The sequence below is a fragment of the Flavobacterium sp. LK-23 genome (assembly GCF_058135255.1).
Window position 1 is genome coordinate 202,576 of sequence record NZ_JBYUVT010000005.1, and the last position, 23,688, is coordinate 226,263.

Sequence of the window (23,688 nt, forward strand, 5' to 3'; positions counted from 1 at the left end):
AGAACAAAGAAAAAAGATTTTAGAATATAGAAAGAGAACAAAGAGTTTTTAGCATAAGAATTAAGAAATGGCGTCAGTCTACTTTCTATACTCTTTTCTCTATACTCTTAAAAAGAAGAAATATGAAATTAAATTGCCAGTATAAAATTATCGTTTTACTCGTATTGTTTGTAGGTCAATTTTCGTTTGCGCAGAAGAAAAATGAAAGTATAGGAACGGAAACTGTAAACGTTGTAAAGCCGTATTCGCCAACTATTTCAGATGCTTTTAAAGTAAAAGAAACGCCTTCGCTTGACGATAGCGGCAATCAGCCGAAAGAAGTTATTAAATACAGTATTCTGTCTGTTCCTGTAGCATCGACTTTTACGCCTTCAAAAGGAAAGGCAGAAGGGGTTGAGAAAGCTAAAAAAGAAAGATTGTTTAATAACTACGCAACTTTAGGTGTTGGAAATTACAGCACTTTAAATGCAGAATTATTTGTAAATCAGGATTTAGGAAATAACGATTATGTAGCAGGAATGTTTCGTCATCATTCTTCTCAAGGAGGCATCAAAGATGTAGAATTGAATGATGAATTTTACGATACGGCAATTAATGTAGGTTATGGTCAGAATAATAGAGATAACAACTGGAATGTAGATTTAGGATATCAAAACCAGATTTACAATTGGTACGGACTTCCAGCTGACTTTGGTTCTACAATTCCAGATCAGCGCTATGATTTAGTAAATAGCATCAATCCGGATCATTCTTATAATACGATTTGGTTGGGCGGAAATGCCGAATTTACAGAAAGCATTTTTAGTAATCTTGCTGCAAAATTCACGCACTTTTCAGACAGTTATTCTTCATCAGAAAACAGATTTTTTGTAAAGCCAACTTTTACAGTTGATGTAATGGATCAGGAAATTAAAACAAATGTAATTGTAGATCACGTAAGCGGTTCTTTTAAGAATAATTATTTGCAAAACAATACAGAAGCTGTAAAATATGGTTTTACGAATGTAGGAATCGAGCCAAGTTTTGTGATTCATGAAAACGATTGGACTTTAGAATTAGGAGCAGGAGTTTTCTACAGTGGAGATACAGAAAATAGTGGGAATAAATTTTATTTCTATCCAAAGGTAAACGCCTCGTACAAACTGGTTGGAGATTTAATGATTTTCTATACAGGAGTTGATGGAGGTTTAAAGCAGAATTCTTACGCCGATTTTGTAACCGAAAATCCGTTTCTATCACCGACTTTAAATATGCGTCCGTCAAGTACACAATATAATGTTTTTGCTGGTTTAAAAGGGAAGTTGGCAAACAACGTAAATTATAATTTGACAGGTTCGTACTTAAATGAAAAAGACAAAGCATTATTTAAAGCTAATGATTATACAGAAGTGATTACGAATGAAGATTATGCTTTTGGAAACTCTTTTGGAGTGGTTTATGAAGACATTAGAACGTTACGTTTTTATGCAGAATTAAAAGCTGATTTCTCTCAAAATGTAACTTTCGGGATCAACGGAACTTTTAATAGTTACAATACAGATAACGTTGTTGAAGCATGGAATTTGCCAACAATGAAATTAAGTTCAACTTTAGACGTTACTATTACTAAGCAGTGGTATGCAGGATTGAATGTGTTTTATGTGGGTGAAAGAAAAGATATGCAGGCAAATACTTCTTTAGGAATTGATACTACACCGATTACTTTAAAAAGCTATTTTGACGCCAATGCTCATGTTGGGTATAAATTCAGCGAGCGTTTAACGTTTTTCTTAAAAGCGAACAATATTGGAAATCAAGCGTACCAAAAATGGCTGAATTATCCTGTACAAGGATTCCAGATTTTAGGAGGTGCAAATTATAAATTTGATTTTTAAGAGATCTTTGCCATAAAGATACCTAGGCACAAAAACATTTTAAATGAATGTGCCTTTTTTTTTCAGCCATGAACTCATGAATTTTTTGGAGTAGATTCGTGAATTCGTGGCTGTTTTTTTTAATAAAAGAAAAACCTTTGCATCTTTGTAACTTAGAACCTCAGTACCTAAAAAAAAATGACTTTCAAAGAAAAAATATATTCCCATTACACTCAGATGGTTCAGGACCGAATTGATGTTTTTAGAGACATGATTTCAAATCTAACCGAAGATTCAAAAAACGATGCTAAAGGTTCAGCCGGAGACAAACACGAAACGGCCTTATCAATGATGCATATCGAACAGGAAAAATTGACTACTAAACTAAAAGAAGCAATTGAACAAAAAGCAATTTTAGACAAAATAGACCCACTTAAAACTACTGAAAATATAGTTGTAGGAAGTTTGGTAAAAGCAAACGAAATCTATTTGTATGTGAGTGTTGCGCTTCCTAAAATAACAATTGACGGAATTAATGTGATTGCGCTTTCTCCGCAATCTCCTTTAGGAAATCATTTAATGGGAAATAAAGTAGGATTTCAGTTTGAAATAAATAAGACGCATTATACTATTCAAAGCGTTGAGTAATCTAAAGTTGACTACGGGCAACTTTGTCAAAGTTTCAAACTTTGACAAAGTTCTCTAAAGATTAGATATAAAGTAACTCCACACAGTTTGTCATTTCGAGGAACGAGAAATCTCCACAAGTAACTCCGCAACGTAAATCGTCAATCTTTGTAGAGCTTCTCGCGGAGATTTGCTTTGCCTATTCGCTATCGCTCGGGTCTCGTTCCTCGAAATGACAAACAGTGCGTTTAATTGTCGCTAATATTTTTTGGGAGATACAATTATATTGTGCAAATTATAATTGCAAAACAACTTTTACTCTCTTCTTTACGAATCTTTCATCTGTAACAGAATAACTCAAAAAATAATTCAAAAAACGATTTAAACTTTCAATTTTCAACCGTTTTTCTAGTCAGAATTAAAATTTTCAAGTTTTGAGCTTATTTTTACTTCTAAATTTTACATTTTATATGTAAAAATAAAATTATGGTTACAAATTGTAACTGAAATCAATGTTTGTGTTTTTCAATTGTAACTAATATTCCATCTTTGCCCTATCAAATTAAAATTTAAAGAATTAAAATATAAAATTATGTGTGGAATTGTATGTGCCTTTGATCTTAAACAAAAAGCCGAAGCGTTAAGACCTCAAGTATTAGAAATGTCAAAAATCATTCGTCACCGCGGACCAGACTGGAGCGGAATTTACAGCAATGATAAGGCGATTCTTTCTCACGAGCGTTTGGCTATTGTAGATCCAGCTTCAGGAAAACAACCTTTATTTACAGAAGACAAAAAACTAGTTTTAGCTGCAAATGGTGAGATTTACAACCACAGAGATTTGCGTAAACAATTTGATGGAAAATATAACTTTCAAACAGAAAGTGACTGCGAGGTTATTTTAGCTTTATATAAAGAAAAAGGAGTAAGCTTTGTAGATGAACTAAACGGAATCTTCGGTTTTGCAATTTATGATGTTGATAAAGACGAGTATTTCGTAGCTCGTGATCACATGGGAATTATTCCATTGTATATTGGTTGGGATCAACACGGAACTTTTTATGTTGCCTCTGAGTTAAAAGCTCTTGAAGGATATTGTACAAAAATCGAATTATTCCCTCCAGGACATTATTTATCAAGTAAAGACGGAGAATTTGTACAATGGTACAAAAGAGACTGGACAGAATATGATGCAGTAAAAGACAACGAAACTAGCATTCCAGAAATTAGAAAAGCATTGGAAGCTGCGGTTCACAGACAATTAATGAGTGACGTTCCTTACGGAGTTTTACTTTCTGGAGGTTTGGATTCTTCTATTACTTCCGCTGTAGCTAAGAAATTTGCTCAAAAAAGAATTGAGTCAGATGATACTACAGATGCTTGGTATCCACAATTGCACTCTTTCTCAGTTGGTTTAGAAGGTTCGCCAGATTTAGCTGCAGCGAGAAAAGTGGCAGATCATATTGGGACTATTCACCACGAAATTAAATTCACTATTCAAGAAGGTTTAGATGCAGTTCGTGATGTAATTTACAACTTAGAAACATATGATGTAACTACCGTTAGAGCTTCAACTCCAATGTGGTTAATGGCAAGAGTGATCAAATCGATGGGAATCAAAATGGTTCTTTCAGGTGAAGGGGCAGATGAGTTATTTGGAGGATATTTATATTTCCACAAAGCGCCAAATGCTAGAGAATTTCACGAAGAAAACGTTCGTAAATTAGGAAAACTTCATATGTACGATTGTTTGCGTGCCAACAAAAGTTTAGCGGCTTGGGGAATCGAAGGACGTGTGCCATTCTTAGATAAAGAATTTATGGATGTTGCCATGCGCATCAACCCACAAGATAAAATGATCAACAAAGAACATCCGATGGAAAAATGGGTTGTTCGTAAAGCTTTTGAAGACATGCTTCCAGAAAGTGTGGCATGGAGACAAAAAGAGCAATTTTCTGATGGAGTAGGATACAGCTGGATTGATACTTTGAAAGAAGTAGTGGCCAGAGAAGTTTCAGATGAGCAATTAGCAAATGCTAGGTTTAAATTTCCGTTACAAACTCCAACTTCAAAAGAAGAATATTACTATCGTTCTATTTTTACAGAACATTTCCCAAGTGATGCAGCGGCATTATGTGTGCCTCAGGAGGCAAGTGTGGCTTGTAGTACAAAAATTGCTTTGGAATGGGATGAAGCTTTCAAAAACATGAACGATCCATCTGGAAGAGCGGTTTCAAGCGTTCACGATGATGCCTACGTTAAAGCATAATACGAGTTTAATTTTTAGAATTAGTATATATTTTTTAGGAAAAACGTTCTCTGTCGAGAGCGTTTTTCTTGTCTAAAATAATTTACTGCCCTGAATTTCTCGTTGACTCCAAAGCGGCGAGCTATTAATTGATTTTCTTTTGATATATTTGGTGTCTGCAGTATTATTGTTAAACACTTGATATTTTAACGAATTTAATAATGGAAAGCGAAAATTAATATTTAGTTTTGCTTTCAGTCGAAAATTTTAATGATTTTTTAATGTTCGCTTCACAGTTGAGCAATAATGAAAAATAAAATAAAAAAATAGAATATTATGTCTGGATTGTTGGCCGTAATTGGTAAAGGAAAAGACCCGAAACTTGTAAAAGAACTTTCTGAAAGAATGTTACATCGTGGTCCTGATGAAAGTGATGTTCGCATTATGGAAAATGGTAGTATACTTTGTCATGAGAGTTTATCGATTATCGATCTTAATTCGGGTAGACAGCCTATTCAAGGAACTGATAAAGCTTGGATGGTACATGATGGCGAAATTTATAATTATCAGGAACTGAAAAATACAGTTTTGCAGCATCATACTTTTAGAACAGAATCAGATTCAGAAGTGATTGTACATCTTTATGAGGAATTTGGATATGATTTCTGTAATAAACTAGACGGAGATTTTGCTTTTGTGGTTGTGGATGGCGATAAATATATTGCAGGTCGTGATCCAATAGGGGTAAAACCGCTATATTATGGTTTAGATGAAAGAGGACGAATCTATTTTTCATCAGAAATGAAAGCTATTGCTGATCAGTGCAAATCGTTTTCTACTTTTCCTCCAGGGCATTATTACACTGCAAAAACAGGTTTCGTAAAATACTATCATCCAGAATACGAAGATCATAAAAATGCAAATCAGGCATTAGATTTAGGGTTAATTCGTGAAAGTCTTATTCAAGCAACACGCAAACGCTTATTGGCAGAAGTTCCTCTAGGGGTTGTGCTGTCAGGAGGTTTGGATACTTCTTTGATTTCGGCTATTACTTCAAGATTATTAAAGGAAAAAGGACAGAAATTGCATTCGTTTTCTATTGGGTTAGATGCTGATGCGCCAGATAATATTTCGGCTAGAAAGGCAGCGGAATTTTTAGGAACAGAACATCACGAAATACATTTTTCTGTAGAAGAAGGAGTTAAAGTTTTAGAAAAAGTAATCTATCATATTGAAACGTATGATATTATTTCGGTGCGTTCAGGCGTTCCAATGTATCTGCTTTCTAAAGCCATTGCTGAAAAAGGCATAAAAGTAATCTTGTCAGGAGAAGGAGCAGATGAAGTTTTTGGAGGACATTTGTATTTTAGAAATGCACCTTCAGAAGAAGAATTTCAAGATGAAACAATAGAAAGAGTTCAGAAGCTGTTTACGGCCGATTTACTTCGCGCAGATAAAACGACAATGGCAAATGGTTTAGAGGTTCGAATTCCGTTTTTGGATACAGAATTTTTAGATGTTGCTATTCGAATTAAAACAGAAGAAAAACAGCCTAAATCATATGATGGCGTTGAAAAGTATATTTTAAGAAAAGCGTTTGATACTCCAGAAGATCCTTATTTGCCTTCAGAAGTTTTATGGAGACAAAAAGAACAGTTTTCTGACGGGGTAGGCTACAATTGGGTTGATGAATTAATTGAGTATTGTGCGTCGCAGGTTACAGATGAGCAATTATTTGGAGCAAGTGCAGAATTTCCATATAACTCGCCAACGACTAAAGAAGCGTACTTGTACAGATCTATTTTTCATAAATTCTATCCACAGGTCAGTGCAGCGCAAACTGTTCGTAAATGGATTCCAAAATGGCAAGAAAACCTTGATCCAAGTGGAAGAGCAAATGCAGCCCATTTAAATGGTAATTTTGAACCTGTGAAAACGAGTGTTATTGCTTAAAAAGTGAAATTCCAATTTTCTTAAATTCCAAATTCCAAGTTGGAACTGATATAAGAAAACCGAAATGCATTTTAATGTCATTTCGGTTTTTTTAATTTTAACATATTAGACTGATTTTAAAAATTTGATTCGGTATTTCAGATTTGAGATTTGGAGTTCGAGATTTGGAATTTGGATTTTCAAAATTGGAATTTGATATTTAAAATTGTGGGATTTTCAAAAATTTGGAATTTAAACTCATTTTTGGATTTATTTTTTGGTTTTTCAGACAATTGTGTTAATAACTTAAGTGCTTTAAGTCGTATTTTAATGGGTATATAGCTTGCGATTTCATATATTTGCGTGTTAGACAATAAATACATTTTAGAATAAATTATATGAGCGAAGAAATCAAGAAGAACAATTATTCAGCAGATAGTATTCAGGCATTAGAAGGAATGGAGCACGTAAGAATGCGTCCATCAATGTATATTGGAGATGTAGGAGTTCGAGGACTGCATCATTTAGTTTATGAGGTTGTTGATAACTCTATTGATGAGGCCATGGGAGGGCATTGTGATACTATTAGTGTCTCAATAAACGAAGATGGTTCTGTTACAGTTGAAGATAACGGACGTGGTATTCCAGTAGATTTACATAAAAAAGAAGGAGTTTCTGCTCTTGAGGTTGTAATGACAAAAATTGGAGCCGGAGGTAAATTCGACAAAGATTCATATAAAGTTTCTGGAGGTTTACACGGGGTTGGGGTTTCGGTTGTAAATGCCCTTTCTGTTCACATGAAATCTACTGTATTTAGAGAAGGTAAGATTTATGAGCAAGAATACGAAAGAGGAAAATCTTTATATCCAGTAAAACAAATCGGAGAAACAGATAAAAGAGGTACACGCCAGACTTTTTATCCAGATGATACCATCTTTACTCAAACTACCGAGTTTTCATACGATACGCTTTCAGCTCGTATGCGTGAGCTTTCTTTCTTAAATAAAGGAATCACAATTACTTTTACAGACAAGAGAGAAGTTGATGAAAAAGGCGAATTTAAAAGTGAAGTATTCCATTCTGATGAAGGGCTTAAAGAATATATTCGTTATTTAGATGGTAACCGTGAGCCAATTGTTTCTCATGTTATCAGTATGGATAATGATAAAGGCGAAATTCCTGTTGAGGTTGCCTTAATTTACAATACAAGTTATACAGAAAATATTTTCTCTTACGTAAATAATATCAATACGCACGAAGGAGGAACGCATTTACAAGGTTTTAGAAGTGGTTTGACAAGAACGCTTAAAAAATATGCAGATGCTTCTGGTTTATTAGATAAATTAAAATTCGAAATTGCTGGAGATGACTTCCGTGAAGGATTAACGGCTATTATTTCGGTAAAAGTATCTGAGCCTCAGTTTGAAGGACAGACGAAAACTAAGCTTGGAAATAGAGAGGTTGTTTCTCCGGTTTCTCAAGCGGTTGGAGAAATGTTGGAGAATTATTTGGAAGAAAATCCAAATGATGCAAAATTGATTATCCAAAAAGTAATCTTAGCAGCTCAGGCGCGTCACGCAGCGAAAAAAGCGCGTGAAATGGTGCAGCGTAAAACCGTAATGGGCGGCGGCGGATTGCCAGGAAAATTATCTGACTGTTCGGAGCAAGATCCAGCAAGATGTGAGGTTTATCTTGTCGAGGGAGATTCGGCTGGTGGAACAGCAAAACAAGGACGCGATCGTAACTTTCAAGCGATTCTGCCATTACGTGGTAAAATCTTGAACGTTGAAAAAGCGATGCATCATAAAGTATTCGAAAACGAAGAGATTAGAAATATCTTTACCGCTTTAGGGGTTACGGTGGGAACTGCAGAAGACAGTAAAGCATTAAATCTTGAAAAACTAAGATATCACAAAGTAATCATCATGTGTGATGCCGATGTCGATGGTAGCCACATTTCTACCTTAATATTAACGTTCTTCTTCCGTTTCATGAAAGAGCTTATTGAAGAAGGTCACGTTTACATTGCAGCACCTCCTTTGTACTTAGTTAAGAAAGGAAATAAGAAAGAATATGCATGGAATGATGTTCAGCGTGATCAGGCCAACGAAAGAATGGGAGGAAGTGCCAATATTCAGCGTTATAAAGGTCTTGGAGAGATGAACGCGGAGCAATTATGGGAAACTACAATGGATCCGAATTTCAGAACTCTACGCCAAGTAAATATTGATAGTCTTGCAGAAGCTGATCAAGTTTTCTCTATGTTAATGGGGGATGAGGTACCGCCTCGTAGAGAATTTATCGAGAAAAATGCAGTTTATGCAAATATTGATGCATAAAATGAAAATTTAATAATTCCAATTCGTTTAATTGTTTAAATTTACTAGACAATTAAACGAATTGTCTTTTTAAAGAATAGACAAAATTAATAACCGATAAAGTAAAAAATATGAAAGTTACCATTGTAGGAGCAGGAAATGTTGGAGCTACATGTGCAGATGTTATTTCTTATAGAGGAATTGCTAGCGAAGTAGTATTGTTGGATATTAAAGAAGGTTTTGCCGAAGGTAAAGCATTGGATATTACACAATGTGCGACAAATACTGGTTTTAATACTAAAGTATCTGGCGTTACCAACGATTATTCTAAAACTGCAGGAAGCGATGTAGTAGTAATTACATCAGGAATTCCGAGAAAACCAGGAATGACAAGAGAAGAATTGATAGGTATAAATGCAGGCATTGTAAAAACAGTTGCTGAGAATGTACTGAAATATTCTCCAAACACTATAATTGTTGTAGTTTCCAATCCGATGGATACGATGACGTATTTGGCTTTAAAAGCTACAGGTCTTCCGAAAAATAGAATTATAGGTATGGGAGGTGCTTTAGATAGTTCTCGTTTTAGAACGTATCTTTCTTTAGCTCTAGATAAGCCAGCAAATGATATTTCGGCAATGGTAATTGGAGGTCATGGAGATACAACTATGATTCCGTTAACACGTTTAGCATCTTATAACGGAATTCCGGTGTCGGAGTTTCTTTCAGAAGAAGTGTTGCAAAAAGTTGCTGCAGATACAATGGTAGGAGGAGCGACCCTTACAGGTCTTCTAGGAACTTCAGCTTGGTATGCGCCAGGAGCTTCTGTAGCTTATTTGGTAGACAGTATTTTGAATGATCAGAAAAAAATGATTGCATGTTCTGTTTTTGTAGAAGGAGAATATGGTCAAAATGATATATGCATAGGAGTACCGTGTATAATTGGTAAAAACGGTGTCGAAGAAATTCTAGATATAAACTTAAACGATCAAGAAAAGGCTTTATTTGCTAAAAGTGCAGATGCAGTTCGTAGTATGAATGATGCCCTAAAAACGATTTTAGTATAATAAAAACGGCAAAAAAGAAAAAAAGCTGCACTTTTGCAGCTTTTTTTTTGAGATTAATTAATAAATAAATTGGTTAATATTTTCGTTAATTATATATTTGCTCGGTTTAAAAAAAAATTGGTAATTCGTGATCTCGTTTTTTTGTTTTAAAAAATCATGTCAGGGCTTATTTTATGGGAGTTTAAAACAAAAACAAAAATAAAACATAATTAATTTTTAGTAATAATGCAGAATAAAGGACTTATTAAATTTTTCGCAATTCTATTTGCATTGGTAAGTATTTACCAACTATCATTCACTTTTGTGGCAAATGGCGTCAAAAGTGAAGCTAAAGCTTTTGCAGGAGATAATCCTGATAAAGAGCTGAAATATTTAGATTCTATTGGTAAAGAAAAAGTATTAAACCTTGGTTTTACTGATTTCACTTACAACGAAGTGAAAAACAAACAACTTAATAAAGGTCTTGACTTAGAAGGAGGAATCAACGTGATTCTTCAAATTTCTATTAAAGATGTATTAAAAGGTTTGGCTAATAATTCTAAAAATCCAGTTTTTAATAAATCATTGGCTGATGCATCTGCAAATTTAGAAGGAAATAAAACGTATTTAAATAAGTTTTTTGAAGCTTTTGAAGCAAATTCAAAAGGAACTGTAAAATTGGCATCTCCAGATATTTTCGCTAACAGAAGTCTTCAAGGAGAAGGTGGAGTAGACTTTCAAATGTCTGATGCGCAAGTTCAAAAAGTTATCAAAAGAAAAGTTGATGAGTCTGTAGAAAGTGCTTTTAAAGTATTAAGAGAGCGTATCGACAAATTTGGTGTTACACAGCCAAACATCCAAAAATTAGGAGAAACAGGAAGAATCCTAGTAGAGCTTCCAGGTGCTAAGGATGTGGATAGAATTAAAAAATTATTAGGTGGAAAAGCTCAATTAGAGTTCTGGGAAACTTATAAAATTGAAGAAATTGGTAATTTCTTAGTTTCTGCTAACGAGGCTTTAAAGAAAACTGAAGTTAAAAAGACTGAAACTAAAACAGTTGTTAAAGATTCTTTGAATGCATTATTAACAGATGCTAAAGATTCTTCAGACGTTAAAAAAGGAAACAATCCTTTATTTGATAAAATTATTGGTAATGGTGGTGGACCAGTTTTAGGATACTTTGCTCCTAAAGATACTGCTACTATCAACGAATATTTTAAAAGACCAGAAATTAGAGTTTTATTGGGTGCTGACCAACACTATGCAAAATTTGTATGGAGCAAGCCAACAACTATAAAAGACCCTAAAGCTAAAGATGTAAAAAGCGCAGCTGATATCGAAGTTGTTGAATTATATGCTTTAAAAGGAAACAGAGACAATAACCCAGCGATGAGCGGTGGTGTTGTTACTGATGCAAAAGATACTTTTGACCAAATGGGTAAACCTGCAGTTTCTATGCAGATGAACAGCCAAGGTGCTAAAGTTTGGGAAGAGTTAACAGGAAGAGCATTTGCTCAAAAAAGCTATATTGCTATTGTATTAGATGATATCGTATATTCTGCTCCAGGTGTAACAAGCGGTCCTATTGCTGGAGGAAGATCTGAGATTACAGGTTCATTTGATGTAGCTGAAACTAAAGATTTAGCAAACGTATTAAATGCAGGTAAATTACCAGCTTCTGCAGATATTATCCAGTCAACTGTTGTTGGTCCATCTTTAGGACAAGCGGCTATTGATGCAGGTACAATCTCTTCTGTATTAGGTTTCTTATTAGTTTGTGTTTGGATGGTATTCTATTATGGTAAAGCAGGTTGGTATGCAAATCTTGCCTTATTATTGAACTTACTATTCTTATTCGGAATTATGGCAAGTTTTGGTTTTGTATTGACATTGCCAGGTATTGCAGGTATCGTGCTTACATTAGGTACAGCGGTAGATGCGAACATTATTATCTACGAAAGAGCGAAAGAGGAATTGCGTGAAGGTAAATCGCTTTCTGAAGCAGTTGCGGCTTCTTACGGATGGCATGGTGCAATGCGTTCTATTATCGATGCTAACGTTACTCACGTTTTAACTGGAGCTATCTTGTTTATTTTTGGAACAGGTCCTATTAAAGGTTTCGCATTAACATTATTAATTGGTATCGTAACTTCATTGTTTACATCAATCTTTATTGCTAGAATCTTTATTGATAGAAACATTGCAGGAAAAGGGGATTTAACTTTCTCTACAAATATTACTAAAAACTGGTTTACTAATTTCCACTTTGATTTCATTAAAGTTAAGAAATTCACTTATATCTTCTCTTCTATTGTAACAGTAGTAAGTTTAACTTCTATTTTCTTTATTAATGGTTTAGATGAAGGTGTTGATTTTGTTGGAGGTAGAACTTTCCAAGTTAAATTTGAAAAACCAGTTGATGCAACTGCAGTTTCAGATGAATTATCTGCAGCTTTCGGTACTCCGGTTGAAGCTAAAATTTTAGGTGATGATGATCAATTGAAAATCACTACTAAATATAAAATTAAAGAAGATGGTGTAGCTATTGATGAAGAAGTGAATCAAAAATTATATGCTTCTCTACAGAAATATTTCCCAAATACTTCTTACGAGAAATTCATCAACTCATTTGATGGTAAAAGAGTAGGGGTTTTGCAAGCTTCTAAAGTTGGTGCTTCTATCTCTGAGGATATTAAAACGAACTCATACTGGGCAGTTCTTGGTGCGATGGCAGTTATTTTCTTATACTTAATGGTGTCTTTCCGTAAATGGCAGTATTCATTAGGTGCGATTGCAGCTGTTGCGCACGACGTAATCTTTGTATTAGGAATTTACTCTTTATGCTACAAATTCATGCCATTCCACATGGAAATGGATCAGCACTTTATCGCTGCGATCTTGACTGTAATTGGTTACTCTATGAACGATACGGTAATTGTATTTGACAGGGTGAGAGAGTTTATCATCGGAAACCGTAAAGGAAGTTTCGAAGATATCGTAAACGCTTCTATTAATACTACATTATCAAGAACATTGAATACTTCATTAATGATGATTATCGTATTATTAACGATGTTTATCTTTGGTGGAGAGTCTATTAGAGGATTTATCTTCGCAATGTTAATCGGTATTATCGTTGGTACTTACTCTTCATTATTTATCGCTACTCCTGTATTGGTTGATACGATTTCTAGTGATGAGAAACACACAATCGAAGACAAACATAATAAAGCATAATTACTGTTTTAATTATATAAAAAAAGATCCAGCGAAAGTTGGATCTTTTTTTGTGCTATATTTAAATAGAATTTTAAAATGATTTATGATAAGAAAATTACTTTTAGTCTTATTGTTTCTTCTGGCTGCAAAAAGCACTGCCCAGAAAGATGTTTCAAATTTTTCTTTAGGTTTTAATTATGGTTTTGGAAGTGAATTTAGTAATAGAAACTATACGTTTACAAACCACTTTTATAAAGTTCAGCTGTATTACAAAATAAAGGAAACAAAGCATTTTCAGTATCAGATTTTAGTTCAGCCGGAGATTAATTTTGCTGAGCATCAATTATTGAACTTTTATTTTGTAAAGCCTGAAACGCCAAACTTTCAGCAAAAAAGAGATGAATATACGCGTTTAAAAGATGTTCGTGAATATGTGCTTAATTGTGGTTTTTTAATTCGCAAACCTATAGGTGACGTTTGTTCTTTTTATGTTTTGGGCAGTATTGGTCCTATGATTACAGATACAGAAACAGAGCGAATTTCTAAAGGTTTTGCTTTTGCCGATGTTTTGGCTGTCGGTTTTACTGCAAGTTATGATAAATTTCAGTTTGATATTCGTCCAAGTATAAGACATGTTTCTAATGCTGGATTAGGAAGCAGTAATGCGGGCTATAATACAAAGAATATTGAATTTGGTATATCGTATCAGTTATAAAAAGAAAAAGCCCAATACGTACGATATTGGGCTTCTTTATTTAGAGTAATTGATTTTATGCTTCAGCTAAAGGATTTCTCTGAGCTCTTATGATAAAGAAAAGTCCGATAATGATAAATGGTATGCTTAGCCATTGTCCTGTTGAAAATAATCCTAATTCGCTTTCAAAACCTCCTTGGCTTTCTTTTACAAATTCTACAACGAAACGAACAGCAAATAATAGCGCTAAAAATAATCCAAATAAAAGACCAGATTTAAGTCTTGCATTTGTTCTCCAGTATAAAAAGAATAAAATAGCGAATACGAATATATAACAGAAGGCTTCGTATAATTGGGTTGGGTGTCTTGAAGGGACTTCTGCTAATAATGTTGCAAACTTTGGATCTGTGGCAATTGCGGTATAAGCTTCTTTTGGGGCTGCAATTCCCGTTTTTTGTACTGCTTCGGCTTTGCTGAATGTATCGTGAAGAAATCGAATTCCGAATGCAGAATTAGTTTCGTGACCAATAATTTCAGAGTTAAAGAAATTTCCTAAACGCACAAAAATGGCACCGCTTGCGACTGGAATTACTACACGGTCTAATATCCATAATAAAGAGCGTTTTAGTATTTTTTTGCTGTAGTAGTACATTGCAATAATAATTGCAATTGCAGCTCCGTGACTAGCTAATCCTTGGAAACCTGTGAATTGAAACTCAGGTTCGAATTTAAATGGCAGGAAAATTTCAAGTAAATGATTTCTGAAATATTCCCAATCATAAAAGAAAACATGACCTAAACGTGCTCCAATCAAGGTGGCTAGAACAGTCCAAACAAATAAAGAATCTAGTTTTTCAATTGATTCGTTTTCTCTCTCGAAAATCTTTTTCATTAAGAACCATCCTAATCCAAAAGCAATTACAAACATTAAGCTGTAATAGCGAATCATAAAAAATCCTAAGTTGATTCCCTCAGAAGGATTCCAAACTAAATTTAAGGCGTGTGTCATGTATAAATGTTTTTATATAGCTGTAAAAATAAATATTTAATGTAAAGTACCGCTTTCTAAAAAGTTAATGTTTGTGGTTGCATTTCTTTTCTGGTACAGGATCGTAACCGGTTCTTCCCCAAGGATGACAACTCAAGATACGTTTTATGCCTAAATATCCGCCATAAAACAGTCCGTGAATTTGTAGTGCCTGAATCATATAAGTCGAACAAGTTGGCTCAAATCTGCAGGATGCAGGTGTAAATGGTGAAATGGCAGTCTGATAAAAACGGACTAACAATACAAATGGATATATTAGAATTTTTGAAAACATATTTTTTTTGTATAAGTTAGTTTATAGTGGTCAGTGTTCAGTATTTTAGTGTACAGTCAGTTCAAAGTTTGAATCTGAATACTAAAATACTGAACACTGACCACTTTTTTTATTGTATACTAAAAGTAGTTCCTTCTTTTCCGTCTTTAAGCTGAATACCTAAAGCAATTAATTGATCGCGAATCTGGTCAGAAAGCGCAAAGTTTTTATCTGCTCTAGCTTGATTTCTCATGCCAATAAGCATATTTACTACACCTTCCAATTTATCGCTATCAGCATCAGCCGCTTTGTCATCGTTAAGTCCTAAAACGTCATATACGAAAGCGTTTACCGCTGTTTTGAAATCAATTAAATCTTCGCTAGAAATCGTTTCTTTGCCATCTTTTAATAGATTGATATAACGAACAGCTTCAAATAATTGCGCAATTAAAATTGGCGTATTGAAATCATCATTCATTGCATCGTAGCAAAGTTGTTTCCATGCGCCGAAATCTATTGAACTAGAACTTCCTGCAGTAATGTTTGGTAAAGCATCAAGTGCTTCCATTAATCTTTTATATCCTTTTTCGGCAGCCACAATTGCGTCATCAGAAAAATCTAAAATACTTCTATAGTGTGCTTGAAGCATGAAAAAACGCGTCACTGAAGCAGAAAATGGCTTGCTTAAGATGTTGTTGTCTCCGCTAAGAATTTCGCCTGGAAGAATATTGTTTCCAGTCGATTTTGCCATTTTCTTTCCGTTTAAGGTAAGCATGTTGGCGTGCATCCAATAATTTACTGGAGCCTGACCAGTGCAAGCTTCGTTTTGAGCGATTTCACATTCGTGGTGTGGGAATTTTAAATCCATTCCACCTCCGTGAATGTCAAAATGATTGCCAAGATATTTGGTGCTCATTGCAGTACATTCCAAATGCCATCCAGGGAAACCATCGCTCCAAGGAGAAGGCCATCTCATGATATGTTCTGGCTCAGCTTTTTTCCACAACGCAAAATCTTGTGGGTTTCTCTTGTCAGATTGTCCGTCAAGATCACGCGTATTTGCCAACATATCGTCGATATTTCTACCGCTTAAGATACCGTAATTATTGGTTTCGTTGTATTTTACAACATCAAAATATACAGATCCATTGGCAACATAACCAATGCCTTTATCTATGATTTTTTTAATAATTTCGATTTGCTCAATAATATGACCTGTCGCTGTAGGTTCAATGCTTGGCGGTAAAAAGTTGAACGCTTTTAGAATGTTATGAAAATCTACAGTATAGCGCTGTACAACTTCCATTGGTTCCAATTGCTCTAAACGTGCCTTTTTAGCAATTTTATCTTCACCTTCATCCACATCATCTACGATATGTCCAACATCGGTAATATTTCGAACATAACGAACTTTATAATCCAAATGAAGAAAATATCTAAAAATTACATCAAAAGACATAAAAGTTCTCACGTTTCCTAAATGGACATTACTATATACGGTAGGTCCACAAACATACATTCCAACATTTCCATCATGGATGGGTTTGAAATCTTCTTTTTCGCCAGAAAGCGAATTGTATATTTTGAGCGGTTGCGTTGTATATAATGGCATAAAATTTATGTTTAACCGTTTAATCGTTTATTTGTTTAATCGTACTGAACGGATTAGTCTTGTGAAAGATAATATTTTTTTAGATTATTTATTTGATTGCAAATTTTTTCAATTTTTTCCCTTGATGTCGTATATTCTAACTCTGAAACATAATTTAAATCTTTAGAGATAATTAAATGATTTAAAGTTTCCATTGCAGATGAATACGATATCGTCAAAAAATGAGCTTTGTCCTTGCTTGTATTTCTTGAAGTTCCTTCAGCAATATTTGTTGCAATCGAAGATGCACTTCTTTTTATTTGAGATGTTATTCCGAATAATTCATTTGACGGAAATTTACTAGTTAATTTATAAATATCCAAAATTAACATTCTTGCATTTTGCCACACTTCAAGCTTCTCAAAAGAAAAAATGTACATTTTTTTTTGTTTAATTGTTTAGTTTGTTTAATTGTTTAACCGAAAATTAAGTTTAACGATTAAACAAATAAACGATTAACCCAAATATTTAGAACTGAGTGTCTAGTTTAATATAGTCTAAGAATTCTCTTTTCGTTTGAGGATCTTTGAATTTTCCGCCGAACTCAGAAGTAACAGTGCTACTTTCGATATCTTTAATACCGCGAGAGTTTACACAAAGGTGTTTTGCATCGATAACGCAAGCAACATCTTCTGTTCCTAAAGCTTTTTGTAATTCTTGAACAATCTGCATTGTAAGACGCTCCTGTACTTGAGGTCTTTTAGCATAATACTCAACGATACGATTCATTTTTGATAAACCAATCACACGTCCGCTTGAGATATAAGCCACGTGAGCACGTCCAATAATTGGCAGTAAATGGTGTTCGCAAGTAGAATAAACTGTAATGTTTTTTTCTACAAGCATTTCGCCATATTTATAGTTGTTGTCAAAAGTAGAAGCTTTTGGCTGTTTTGCTGGGTTAAGACCACCAAAAATTTCCTTTACAAACATTTTTGCAACTCGGTTTGGAGTTCCTTTGATGCTGTCATCTGTCAAATCCATTCCAAGAGTTTGCAGAATGCTTTCAACATCTTTTTTAATTTTTTCTATTTTTTCTTCGTCAGTTATATCAAAAGCATCTTCTCTTAGAGGATTTTTTGCATTACTGCTAAAGTGATTATCTCCTATTTCGTCTAAAAATTCTTCGTTGTTTATCATTAAAACTACTATTAGTATATGTATTCCTTTTTAAGGCGGTAAAGATAATTAATAAATAGGAAACCTTTTCTATCGTTTTTAGGATTTAATTACTCCTTTTTGGATATAATTTAAATTTTGGAGAGAAATACCGTTATTAGAAACAAAAAAGACAACAACGAAAAACGTTATTGTCTTTTTAAATCTATTATAATGAATTGATTATCTGTTATTGTAAACCAATAAAGCTTCTTTTAGAATGTTTACGGCTGTAATCAAATCTTTTTTGTTTAGAACATAAGCAATACGAACCTGATTTAGTCCCATTCCAGGTGTCGAGTAGAAGCCTTTGGCAGGAGCAATCATTACCGTTTCGCCATTTAAATTGTAACTTTCAAGCAACCATTGTGCAAAATCGTCTGAATCTTTTATTGGAAGTTCTGCAATGCAATAAAAAGCACCTTTTGGTTTTGTTACAATAACACCGTCAATTTTGTTTAATTCGGCAATCAGCGTGTTGCGGCGTTCTTTATATTCTGCAATTACTTCATCAAAATAACTTTGAGGTGTGTCAATGGCAGCTTCGCAGGCAATTTGTTCAATTGTTGGCGGACTCAAACGTGCTTGAGCAAATTTCATTACGGTTGCCAAGACGTCTTTATTTTTAGTAACCAAACAGCCAATTCTTGCTCCGCACATACTGTAGCGTTTAGAAACAGAATCAACCATGATTACATTTTGCTGTACATCTTCTAAATTCATTACAGAAAAGTGCACATCGTCGCCATCATATAAAAACTCACGGTACACTTCATCTGCGATTAAGTATAAATCGTGTTTTTTAATTAAACTAGCCAATTGTTTGATTTCTGTTTCAGAATATAAATATCCAGTCGGATTTCCAGGGTTGCAAATCAGAATGGCCTTTGTTTTTGGTGTAATTAATTTTTCGACTTCTTCAATGCTTGGTAATGCAAAAGCAGTTTCGATAGTAGAAACTAATGGAACTACAGTTGCACTTGTTGAAGATGCAAAAGCGTGATAATTAGCATAAAATGGTTCTGGAATAATAATTTCATCTCCAGGGTCTGTAATTGTGGCCAGTGCAAAAAGTAAGGCTTCAGAACCACCAGTAGTTACAATGATGTCTTCTGTGTTAACGTTTACATTTTGGCGCTGGTAAAATTCTGCTAATTTTTTTCTATAGCTTTCATATCCGGCAGACGGACTGTATTCTATAAGAGTTAAATCAATATTTTTTACCGCCTCGATGGCCACTTCCGGTGTCTTGATATCCGGTTGACCAATGTTTAAGTGATACACCTTGTGTCCTTTTTTCTTTGCTAAATCAGCAAAAGGAGCCAGCTTGCGTATCGGAGATTCGGGCATGTTTCTTCCCTTGAGTGAAATTGTCGGCATGAGTATAAATTATTGAAGTGCAAATTTGCATATTTTTTTCGTATTTAACGTAAATAATAAGGGTACTTCTAAAAATGTAACAATAATAAATATATTTACTAATTTTATAATAAAATATTGTCAATGAAAAAATATATAGTATTGTTTTTTGGGTTATTCTTACCTTTTTTGCTTTTTGGACAAGGCGATTTCATATTGGAAAACAATGCAACTAAGGCTACAATACCTTTTAAACTGATTAATAATCTTATTTTTATTCCTATAAAAGTAAATGGAGTAGAATTAAATTTTCTATTGGATTCTGGCGTAGAAGAAACAATTCTCTTTAGTATGGAAGAACAGCAAGAAGTTAGTTTTAACAATGTTGTAAAAATTAAACTTCGTGGTTTAGGAAGCGAAGAGGAAATAGAAGGCCTAAAATCGACAAAAAATATTCTAGAAACTCATGGTCTAAAATCAAGCGATCATATGGTTTTTATTATCCTAGATCAAAGTTTTAATTTGTCTTCTCATATCGGAATTCCTGTAAACGGAATTATCGGGCATAAATTCTTTAGAGATAATTTTGTTGAAGTTAATTATCAGAAAAAGAAAATAATAGTTCACGCAAAGACTGCTAGGTATCAAGAAAAACTAGATAAAAAGTTTAAAATGGTTCCGATAACTGTAGAAAAAGCGAAACCATATATCATGACAACCGCTACAGTTAATAATGAGCAAGTTCCAGCAAAGCTTTTAATTGATATTGGAAATAGTGATGCTTTCTGGATTTTTGAAAATGATAAAATAAAACTCCCAAATAAAAATTTTCCGGACTTTTTAGGAAAAGGATTTAGCGGAGACATTGAAGGACATCGTGCTAAAATTGATAAATTTTCTATTGACGAATTTGATTTTAAAAAACCAATTGTTTCTTTTCCAGATTCTGCTTCAATTCGTAACGTTAAGATGGTTCCAGGACGTATAGGGTCTGTTGGAGGCGAAGTTTTGAAACGATTTACCTTGGTTTTAGATTATGGAGGAAAAAAACTGTACTTAAAAAGGAATAGTAAATTTGGAGAGCCTTTTACCTATAATAAGAGCGGAATCACGGTGCAGCACAACGGACTTCAGTGGGTACAGGAAACAGTGCATTTAGAAACCGTGCGAGTTGCATCTTCAATGGGAGAACTGCAGGAAAAGGACAAAAACGACAATAATTTTAAATATAAATTTGCTCTTAAGCCTGTTTATGAAATAGTGAATGTACGCAAAAATTCTGCTGCTGAAAAATGCGGATTGCTTAAAGGAGATATTATTGTCAGTATTAATAAAGCGCAACCCTACAAGTATACTCTTCAGCAAATAAATAATCTTTTAAAATCAGAAGATGATGTATGGATTAATCTTGAAGTCGAACGAAATAGTTTGGTGCTTAAATTTAGATTTAAACTTGAAGATGAGCTGTAAAAAGATTTGCATTATATTAATTGGTTGATTATTTTTTTAAACCGCGTTTCATGTTGCTTTATTGAAGGAATGTATGTTTTTTGTGAAAATAAGTTTGTTAAAAATTAGTTTTTTAGTTAAATATTTTCTTATGTTTAACAAAAAATTAATCTATGGCAAAAAACTACATTAGCTACCTACATTTTGTATTGTTTTTTATTTTTTTTACTGTACTTCCTTCAAAACTAAGTGCTCAATGTGCTGGTAATGATAATGTAAATGAATTAATTTGCGATGTCACCAATCCAATATATCAATCCGTAGATTTATTTTCTTTGTTAGGCGGTTCTCCAGTTCCAGGCGGAACATGGACAGATGATAATAATTCAAAAGGGCTAAATCCTTCTACGGGTATTTTAAATGCTCAATTTATCCTTAGTGGAGGAGAATATCATTATACTTACACAGCTCCGGCCACTTCGGGTTGTACAGATAATAAAGCAGTAGTCACAATTACGATTGGTGCATACGTTGGAGTCGGATCTCAAGCAACAGTTTGTAACGAGAATGGCTTATTTAATCTTTTTACGGCTTTTGATAGTAAGGTAATGGGGCCGCATGTAAACGGAAAATTTACCACTACTACAGGTCAGCCTGTAGAATCTACAATAGAGATCGGGCAATATACAACCAAAACTACACTTGACTTCATTTATACCGTGCCCCCAGTGCTTGCGTGTTCTCCTAACTCAAAGTCTACCAATGTACAAGTAACTATTTATATAGCTCCAAAAATAGGAAGGCCAGTAGATTTGGAGTTATGCGGCACTACAGATTTGGCAGGTTATACCAATTTAGATTTATTTGATCAGCTAATTGGAGGAGATAGAGGAGGTAACTGGACAGGTACAGGCTTAACATCTGCCACAGATCATAATATTAATCTTCAAGAATTGTTTGACGCGAATGGACCTGGCGTATATTCTTATACCTATACTGTTTTAGCAGTTCCTGGTAATAATATATGTAAAAATAAAGACGTTAAAGTAAATATAACTCTCGAAAAAAGACTTGATTTTACAGGATCAAAAATAGAAGCTAGCAAAGATATTTGCGAATCTGAGATTTCGACCGCCACTTACTCGGCAAAAATTATGCAAGGACCAGATAATATCCCTAATGGAACATACGATGTTAACTTTAGTGTTGTTGGGCCAGGAGTGTCATCATCTGAAAACGTAAGGGGAAATTTTGTAAATGGCGAATTTAATTTCCCCATACGATCGTCTTATTTTAAACAAGTAGGGGATTATACTATTACTGTTACAAGTATAAAGTCTACAACAAGCAAAGGTACATGTGTAAACATATTTAATCCGTTTTCAACTGTTTTAAAGATTTATCCGTTGCCACGTTTAAACAATGCTACATTAACAGCGCTTCCAATTTGTCAAAATGATATGGCCACAATTGAAATTGCTGCACCCCAATTGCTTGATGGACTTTACCGTATTTCATATAATATTAATGGAGATAATTTAGCTCTGGGCGAAACCGCAGAAATGCAGTCTGTTGGCGGAAAAGCATCATTTACAATTCCGGGAAACCTGAGTACAAGAAGCGGATTATCAGTAATTACGATTTACAGCATAACAAATATTACGAATCCTTCGCCGCAGTGTACCAATACAGCAAATGTTGCAGGAAATCTGTATATAAATCCATTGCCAAATACATTGACAGTAAAAGCAGCAGTAAAAGATTATTGTTTGAATGCGCCTGTTACCGTTGCCGTTTCAGGATTAGAAACTTTAACCAATGTCATTATTTCTTATGCATTGTCAGAAGCTAATATATCTGCGGTACAAACGATTACTAAAGCAGTAACAAATGGTAAATTAGATTTTGTTATTCCTGCCGAATTGCTTTTAAATTCAGGCGAGACAAAAATTACATTATTGAATCTAACGAATACAGTTACCAATTGTGAGGTAAGTTTAATCAACATTACAGATGATTTCGTAATAAATCCAATTCCTCCAGCACCAGCTGTTTTAGATCAGCAATTTTGTAAAGTGGATGAAGCTGTAATAGCGAATCTAGAGCCAAAAGGAACTCAATATAAATGGTACAATTCTGCAACAGCAACAACGCCACTTGCAGTCGATTATGTCTTAAAAACAGAAGATTATTTCGTTAGAGAAACTGCTGTTACAGGCTGCGTTTCAGAACCTGCAAAAGTTTCGGTAATTATAAATGATACAGCTGCACCAGAAATGAATGAAACGGCAGATTTTTGCGGACTGGCCAATCCAAAAATAAGTGATCTTTCTAATAAAACAAATGTTCCGGCAACGGTAGCTTGGTATGATGCGGTGGATGGAAATTTACTGGCATCGACCACATTATTAGTTCATAATGCAATTTATTATGGATACGATTTAAATGAAACAACCCACTGTTTGTCAGAAAGCTATAAAGAAGTAAAAGTCTCACTGCAGGACTGCGAGGTCGCACAGTACGAGTTCTTTATTCCAGATGGATTTTCGCCAAACGGAGACGGTGTAAACGATTCGTTTGTGATAAAAGATATTGAATTTTTATATCCAAATTATACACTTGAAATTTATAATAGATACGGAAACGGAATGTATAAAGGAGATAATAATAAACCTGCTTGGGATGGCAAAAACTACGAAAAAAGCGGTATCGCTGGAGGTATTGCACCCAACGGAGTTTATTTTTATGTGTTGCATTTCAATAAAGACAATAAACCGCCACAGCAAGGTCGTCTTTATTTAAATCGATAAATCCTTTTTACATTTTAATATAA

The 23,688-nt window shown here is 34.1% G+C and carries 16 protein-coding genes; 10 read left to right on the forward strand and 6 right to left on the reverse strand.

What is annotated here, in order from left to right; all coding sequences use genetic code 11:
* The first annotated feature begins 122 nt into the window (after positions 1-122).
* The 8 genes from AC3Y25_RS10245 to AC3Y25_RS10280 all read left to right on the forward strand — a co-directional run bounded on the left by AC3Y25_RS10245 (position 123) and on the right by AC3Y25_RS10280 (position 13,958).
* Complete coding sequence (locus AC3Y25_RS10245; RefSeq protein WP_489902675.1) at positions 123-1,874, forward strand: TonB-dependent receptor; 1,752 nt, start codon at positions 123-125, stop codon at positions 1,872-1,874.
* A 177-nt stretch (positions 1,875-2,051) separates the two neighbouring features.
* Positions 2,052-2,501, forward strand: a complete 450-nt coding sequence (locus AC3Y25_RS10250; RefSeq protein ID WP_489902676.1) for a hypothetical protein — start codon at positions 2,052-2,054, stop codon at positions 2,499-2,501.
* A 571-nt stretch (positions 2,502-3,072) separates the two neighbouring features.
* Positions 3,073-4,749, forward strand: coding sequence for an asparagine synthase B (gene asnB, locus AC3Y25_RS10255; RefSeq protein ID WP_489902677.1), 1,677 nt, complete (start codon positions 3,073-3,075; stop codon positions 4,747-4,749).
* A 315-nt stretch (positions 4,750-5,064) separates the two neighbouring features.
* Positions 5,065-6,681, forward strand: a complete 1,617-nt coding sequence (gene asnB, locus AC3Y25_RS10260) for an asparagine synthase B (protein ID WP_489902678.1) — start codon at positions 5,065-5,067, stop codon at positions 6,679-6,681.
* 377 nt (positions 6,682-7,058) lie between these two features.
* On the forward strand, positions 7,059-8,999 hold the full coding sequence (gyrB, locus tag AC3Y25_RS10265; RefSeq protein WP_427872647.1) for a DNA topoisomerase (ATP-hydrolyzing) subunit B: 1,941 nt from the start codon (positions 7,059-7,061) through the stop codon (positions 8,997-8,999).
* Between the two features lie 110 nt (positions 9,000-9,109).
* Entirely contained in the window at positions 9,110-10,045 is a 936-nt protein-coding gene (mdh, locus tag AC3Y25_RS10270) for a malate dehydrogenase (RefSeq protein WP_250835262.1), read from the forward strand.
* Positions 10,046-10,270: 225 nt separating this feature from the next.
* Entirely contained in the window at positions 10,271-13,261 is a 2,991-nt protein-coding gene (secDF, locus tag AC3Y25_RS10275; protein WP_489902679.1) for a protein translocase subunit SecDF, read from the forward strand.
* A gap of 85 nt (positions 13,262-13,346) precedes the next feature.
* Positions 13,347-13,958: an acyloxyacyl hydrolase gene (locus AC3Y25_RS10280; RefSeq protein WP_489902680.1), complete on the forward strand. Its 612-nt coding sequence runs from the start codon at positions 13,347-13,349 to the stop codon at positions 13,956-13,958.
* 55 nt (positions 13,959-14,013) lie between these two features.
* Here the strand turns inward: AC3Y25_RS10280 and lgt are convergent, their stop codons facing one another.
* The 6 genes from lgt to AC3Y25_RS10310 all read right to left on the reverse strand — a co-directional run bounded on the left by lgt (position 14,014) and on the right by AC3Y25_RS10310 (position 19,427).
* Positions 14,014-14,946, reverse strand: coding sequence for a prolipoprotein diacylglyceryl transferase (gene lgt, locus AC3Y25_RS10285; RefSeq protein ID WP_489902681.1), 933 nt, complete (start codon positions 14,944-14,946; stop codon positions 14,014-14,016).
* 64 nt (positions 14,947-15,010) lie between these two features.
* Entirely contained in the window at positions 15,011-15,259 is a 249-nt protein-coding gene (yidD, locus tag AC3Y25_RS10290) for a membrane protein insertion efficiency factor YidD (RefSeq protein ID WP_095929800.1), read from the reverse strand.
* A gap of 109 nt (positions 15,260-15,368) precedes the next feature.
* Complete coding sequence (cysS, locus tag AC3Y25_RS10295; RefSeq protein WP_489902682.1) at positions 15,369-16,850, reverse strand: cysteine--tRNA ligase; 1,482 nt, start codon at positions 16,848-16,850, stop codon at positions 15,369-15,371.
* A 53-nt stretch (positions 16,851-16,903) separates the two neighbouring features.
* Positions 16,904-17,269 carry a four helix bundle protein gene (locus AC3Y25_RS10300; RefSeq protein WP_320493978.1) on the reverse strand — a complete coding sequence of 122 codons (366 nt, stop codon included), beginning with the start codon at positions 17,267-17,269 and terminating at the stop codon, positions 16,904-16,906.
* Positions 17,270-17,357: 88 nt separating this feature from the next.
* Positions 17,358-18,029, reverse strand: coding sequence for a GTP cyclohydrolase I FolE (gene folE / locus AC3Y25_RS10305; protein WP_095929803.1), 672 nt, complete (start codon positions 18,027-18,029; stop codon positions 17,358-17,360).
* Between the two features lie 201 nt (positions 18,030-18,230).
* Complete coding sequence (locus tag AC3Y25_RS10310) at positions 18,231-19,427, reverse strand: pyridoxal phosphate-dependent aminotransferase (protein ID WP_320493979.1); 1,197 nt, start codon at positions 19,425-19,427, stop codon at positions 18,231-18,233.
* Between the two features lie 123 nt (positions 19,428-19,550).
* Between AC3Y25_RS10310 and AC3Y25_RS10315 the strand changes: the two genes are divergently transcribed.
* Together AC3Y25_RS10315 and AC3Y25_RS10320 are read left to right on the forward strand one after the other, a co-directional pair.
* Entirely contained in the window at positions 19,551-20,876 is a 1,326-nt protein-coding gene (locus AC3Y25_RS10315) for a PDZ domain-containing protein (protein ID WP_427872650.1), read from the forward strand.
* Positions 20,877-21,028: 152 nt separating this feature from the next.
* Positions 21,029-23,665 (forward strand): T9SS type B sorting domain-containing protein, encoded by a 2,637-nt coding sequence (locus AC3Y25_RS10320; protein WP_489902683.1) that lies wholly within the window; start codon positions 21,029-21,031, stop codon positions 23,663-23,665.
* The last annotated feature ends 23 nt before the right edge of the window (positions 23,666-23,688 follow it).

Coding starts and splice junctions, on each gene's coding strand:
- lgt (WP_489902681.1), bottom strand. CDS start 14,946: ATGACACACGCCTTAAATTTAGTTTGGAATCCTTCTGAGGGAATCAAC.
- AC3Y25_RS10250 (WP_489902676.1), top strand. CDS start 2,052: ATGACTTTCAAAGAAAAAATATATTCCCATTACACTCAGATGGTTCAG.
- asnB (WP_489902677.1), top strand. CDS start 3,073: ATGTGTGGAATTGTATGTGCCTTTGATCTTAAACAAAAAGCCGAAGCG.
- AC3Y25_RS10280 (WP_489902680.1), top strand. CDS start 13,347: ATGATAAGAAAATTACTTTTAGTCTTATTGTTTCTTCTGGCTGCAAAA.
- mdh (WP_250835262.1), top strand. CDS start 9,110: ATGAAAGTTACCATTGTAGGAGCAGGAAATGTTGGAGCTACATGTGCA.
- AC3Y25_RS10245 (WP_489902675.1), top strand. CDS start 123: ATGAAATTAAATTGCCAGTATAAAATTATCGTTTTACTCGTATTGTTT.
- AC3Y25_RS10300 (WP_320493978.1), bottom strand. CDS start 17,269: ATGTACATTTTTTCTTTTGAGAAGCTTGAAGTGTGGCAAAATGCAAGA.
- secDF (WP_489902679.1), top strand. CDS start 10,271: ATGCAGAATAAAGGACTTATTAAATTTTTCGCAATTCTATTTGCATTG.
- yidD (WP_095929800.1), bottom strand. CDS start 15,259: ATGTTTTCAAAAATTCTAATATATCCATTTGTATTGTTAGTCCGTTTT.
- AC3Y25_RS10310 (WP_320493979.1), bottom strand. CDS start 19,427: ATGCCGACAATTTCACTCAAGGGAAGAAACATGCCCGAATCTCCGATA.
- gyrB (WP_427872647.1), top strand. CDS start 7,059: ATGAGCGAAGAAATCAAGAAGAACAATTATTCAGCAGATAGTATTCAG.
- cysS (WP_489902682.1), bottom strand. CDS start 16,850: ATGCCATTATATACAACGCAACCGCTCAAAATATACAATTCGCTTTCT.
- AC3Y25_RS10315 (WP_427872650.1), top strand. CDS start 19,551: ATGAAAAAATATATAGTATTGTTTTTTGGGTTATTCTTACCTTTTTTG.
- AC3Y25_RS10320 (WP_489902683.1), top strand. CDS start 21,029: ATGGCAAAAAACTACATTAGCTACCTACATTTTGTATTGTTTTTTATT.
- folE (WP_095929803.1), bottom strand. CDS start 18,029: ATGATAAACAACGAAGAATTTTTAGACGAAATAGGAGATAATCACTTT.
- asnB (WP_489902678.1), top strand. CDS start 5,065: ATGTCTGGATTGTTGGCCGTAATTGGTAAAGGAAAAGACCCGAAACTT.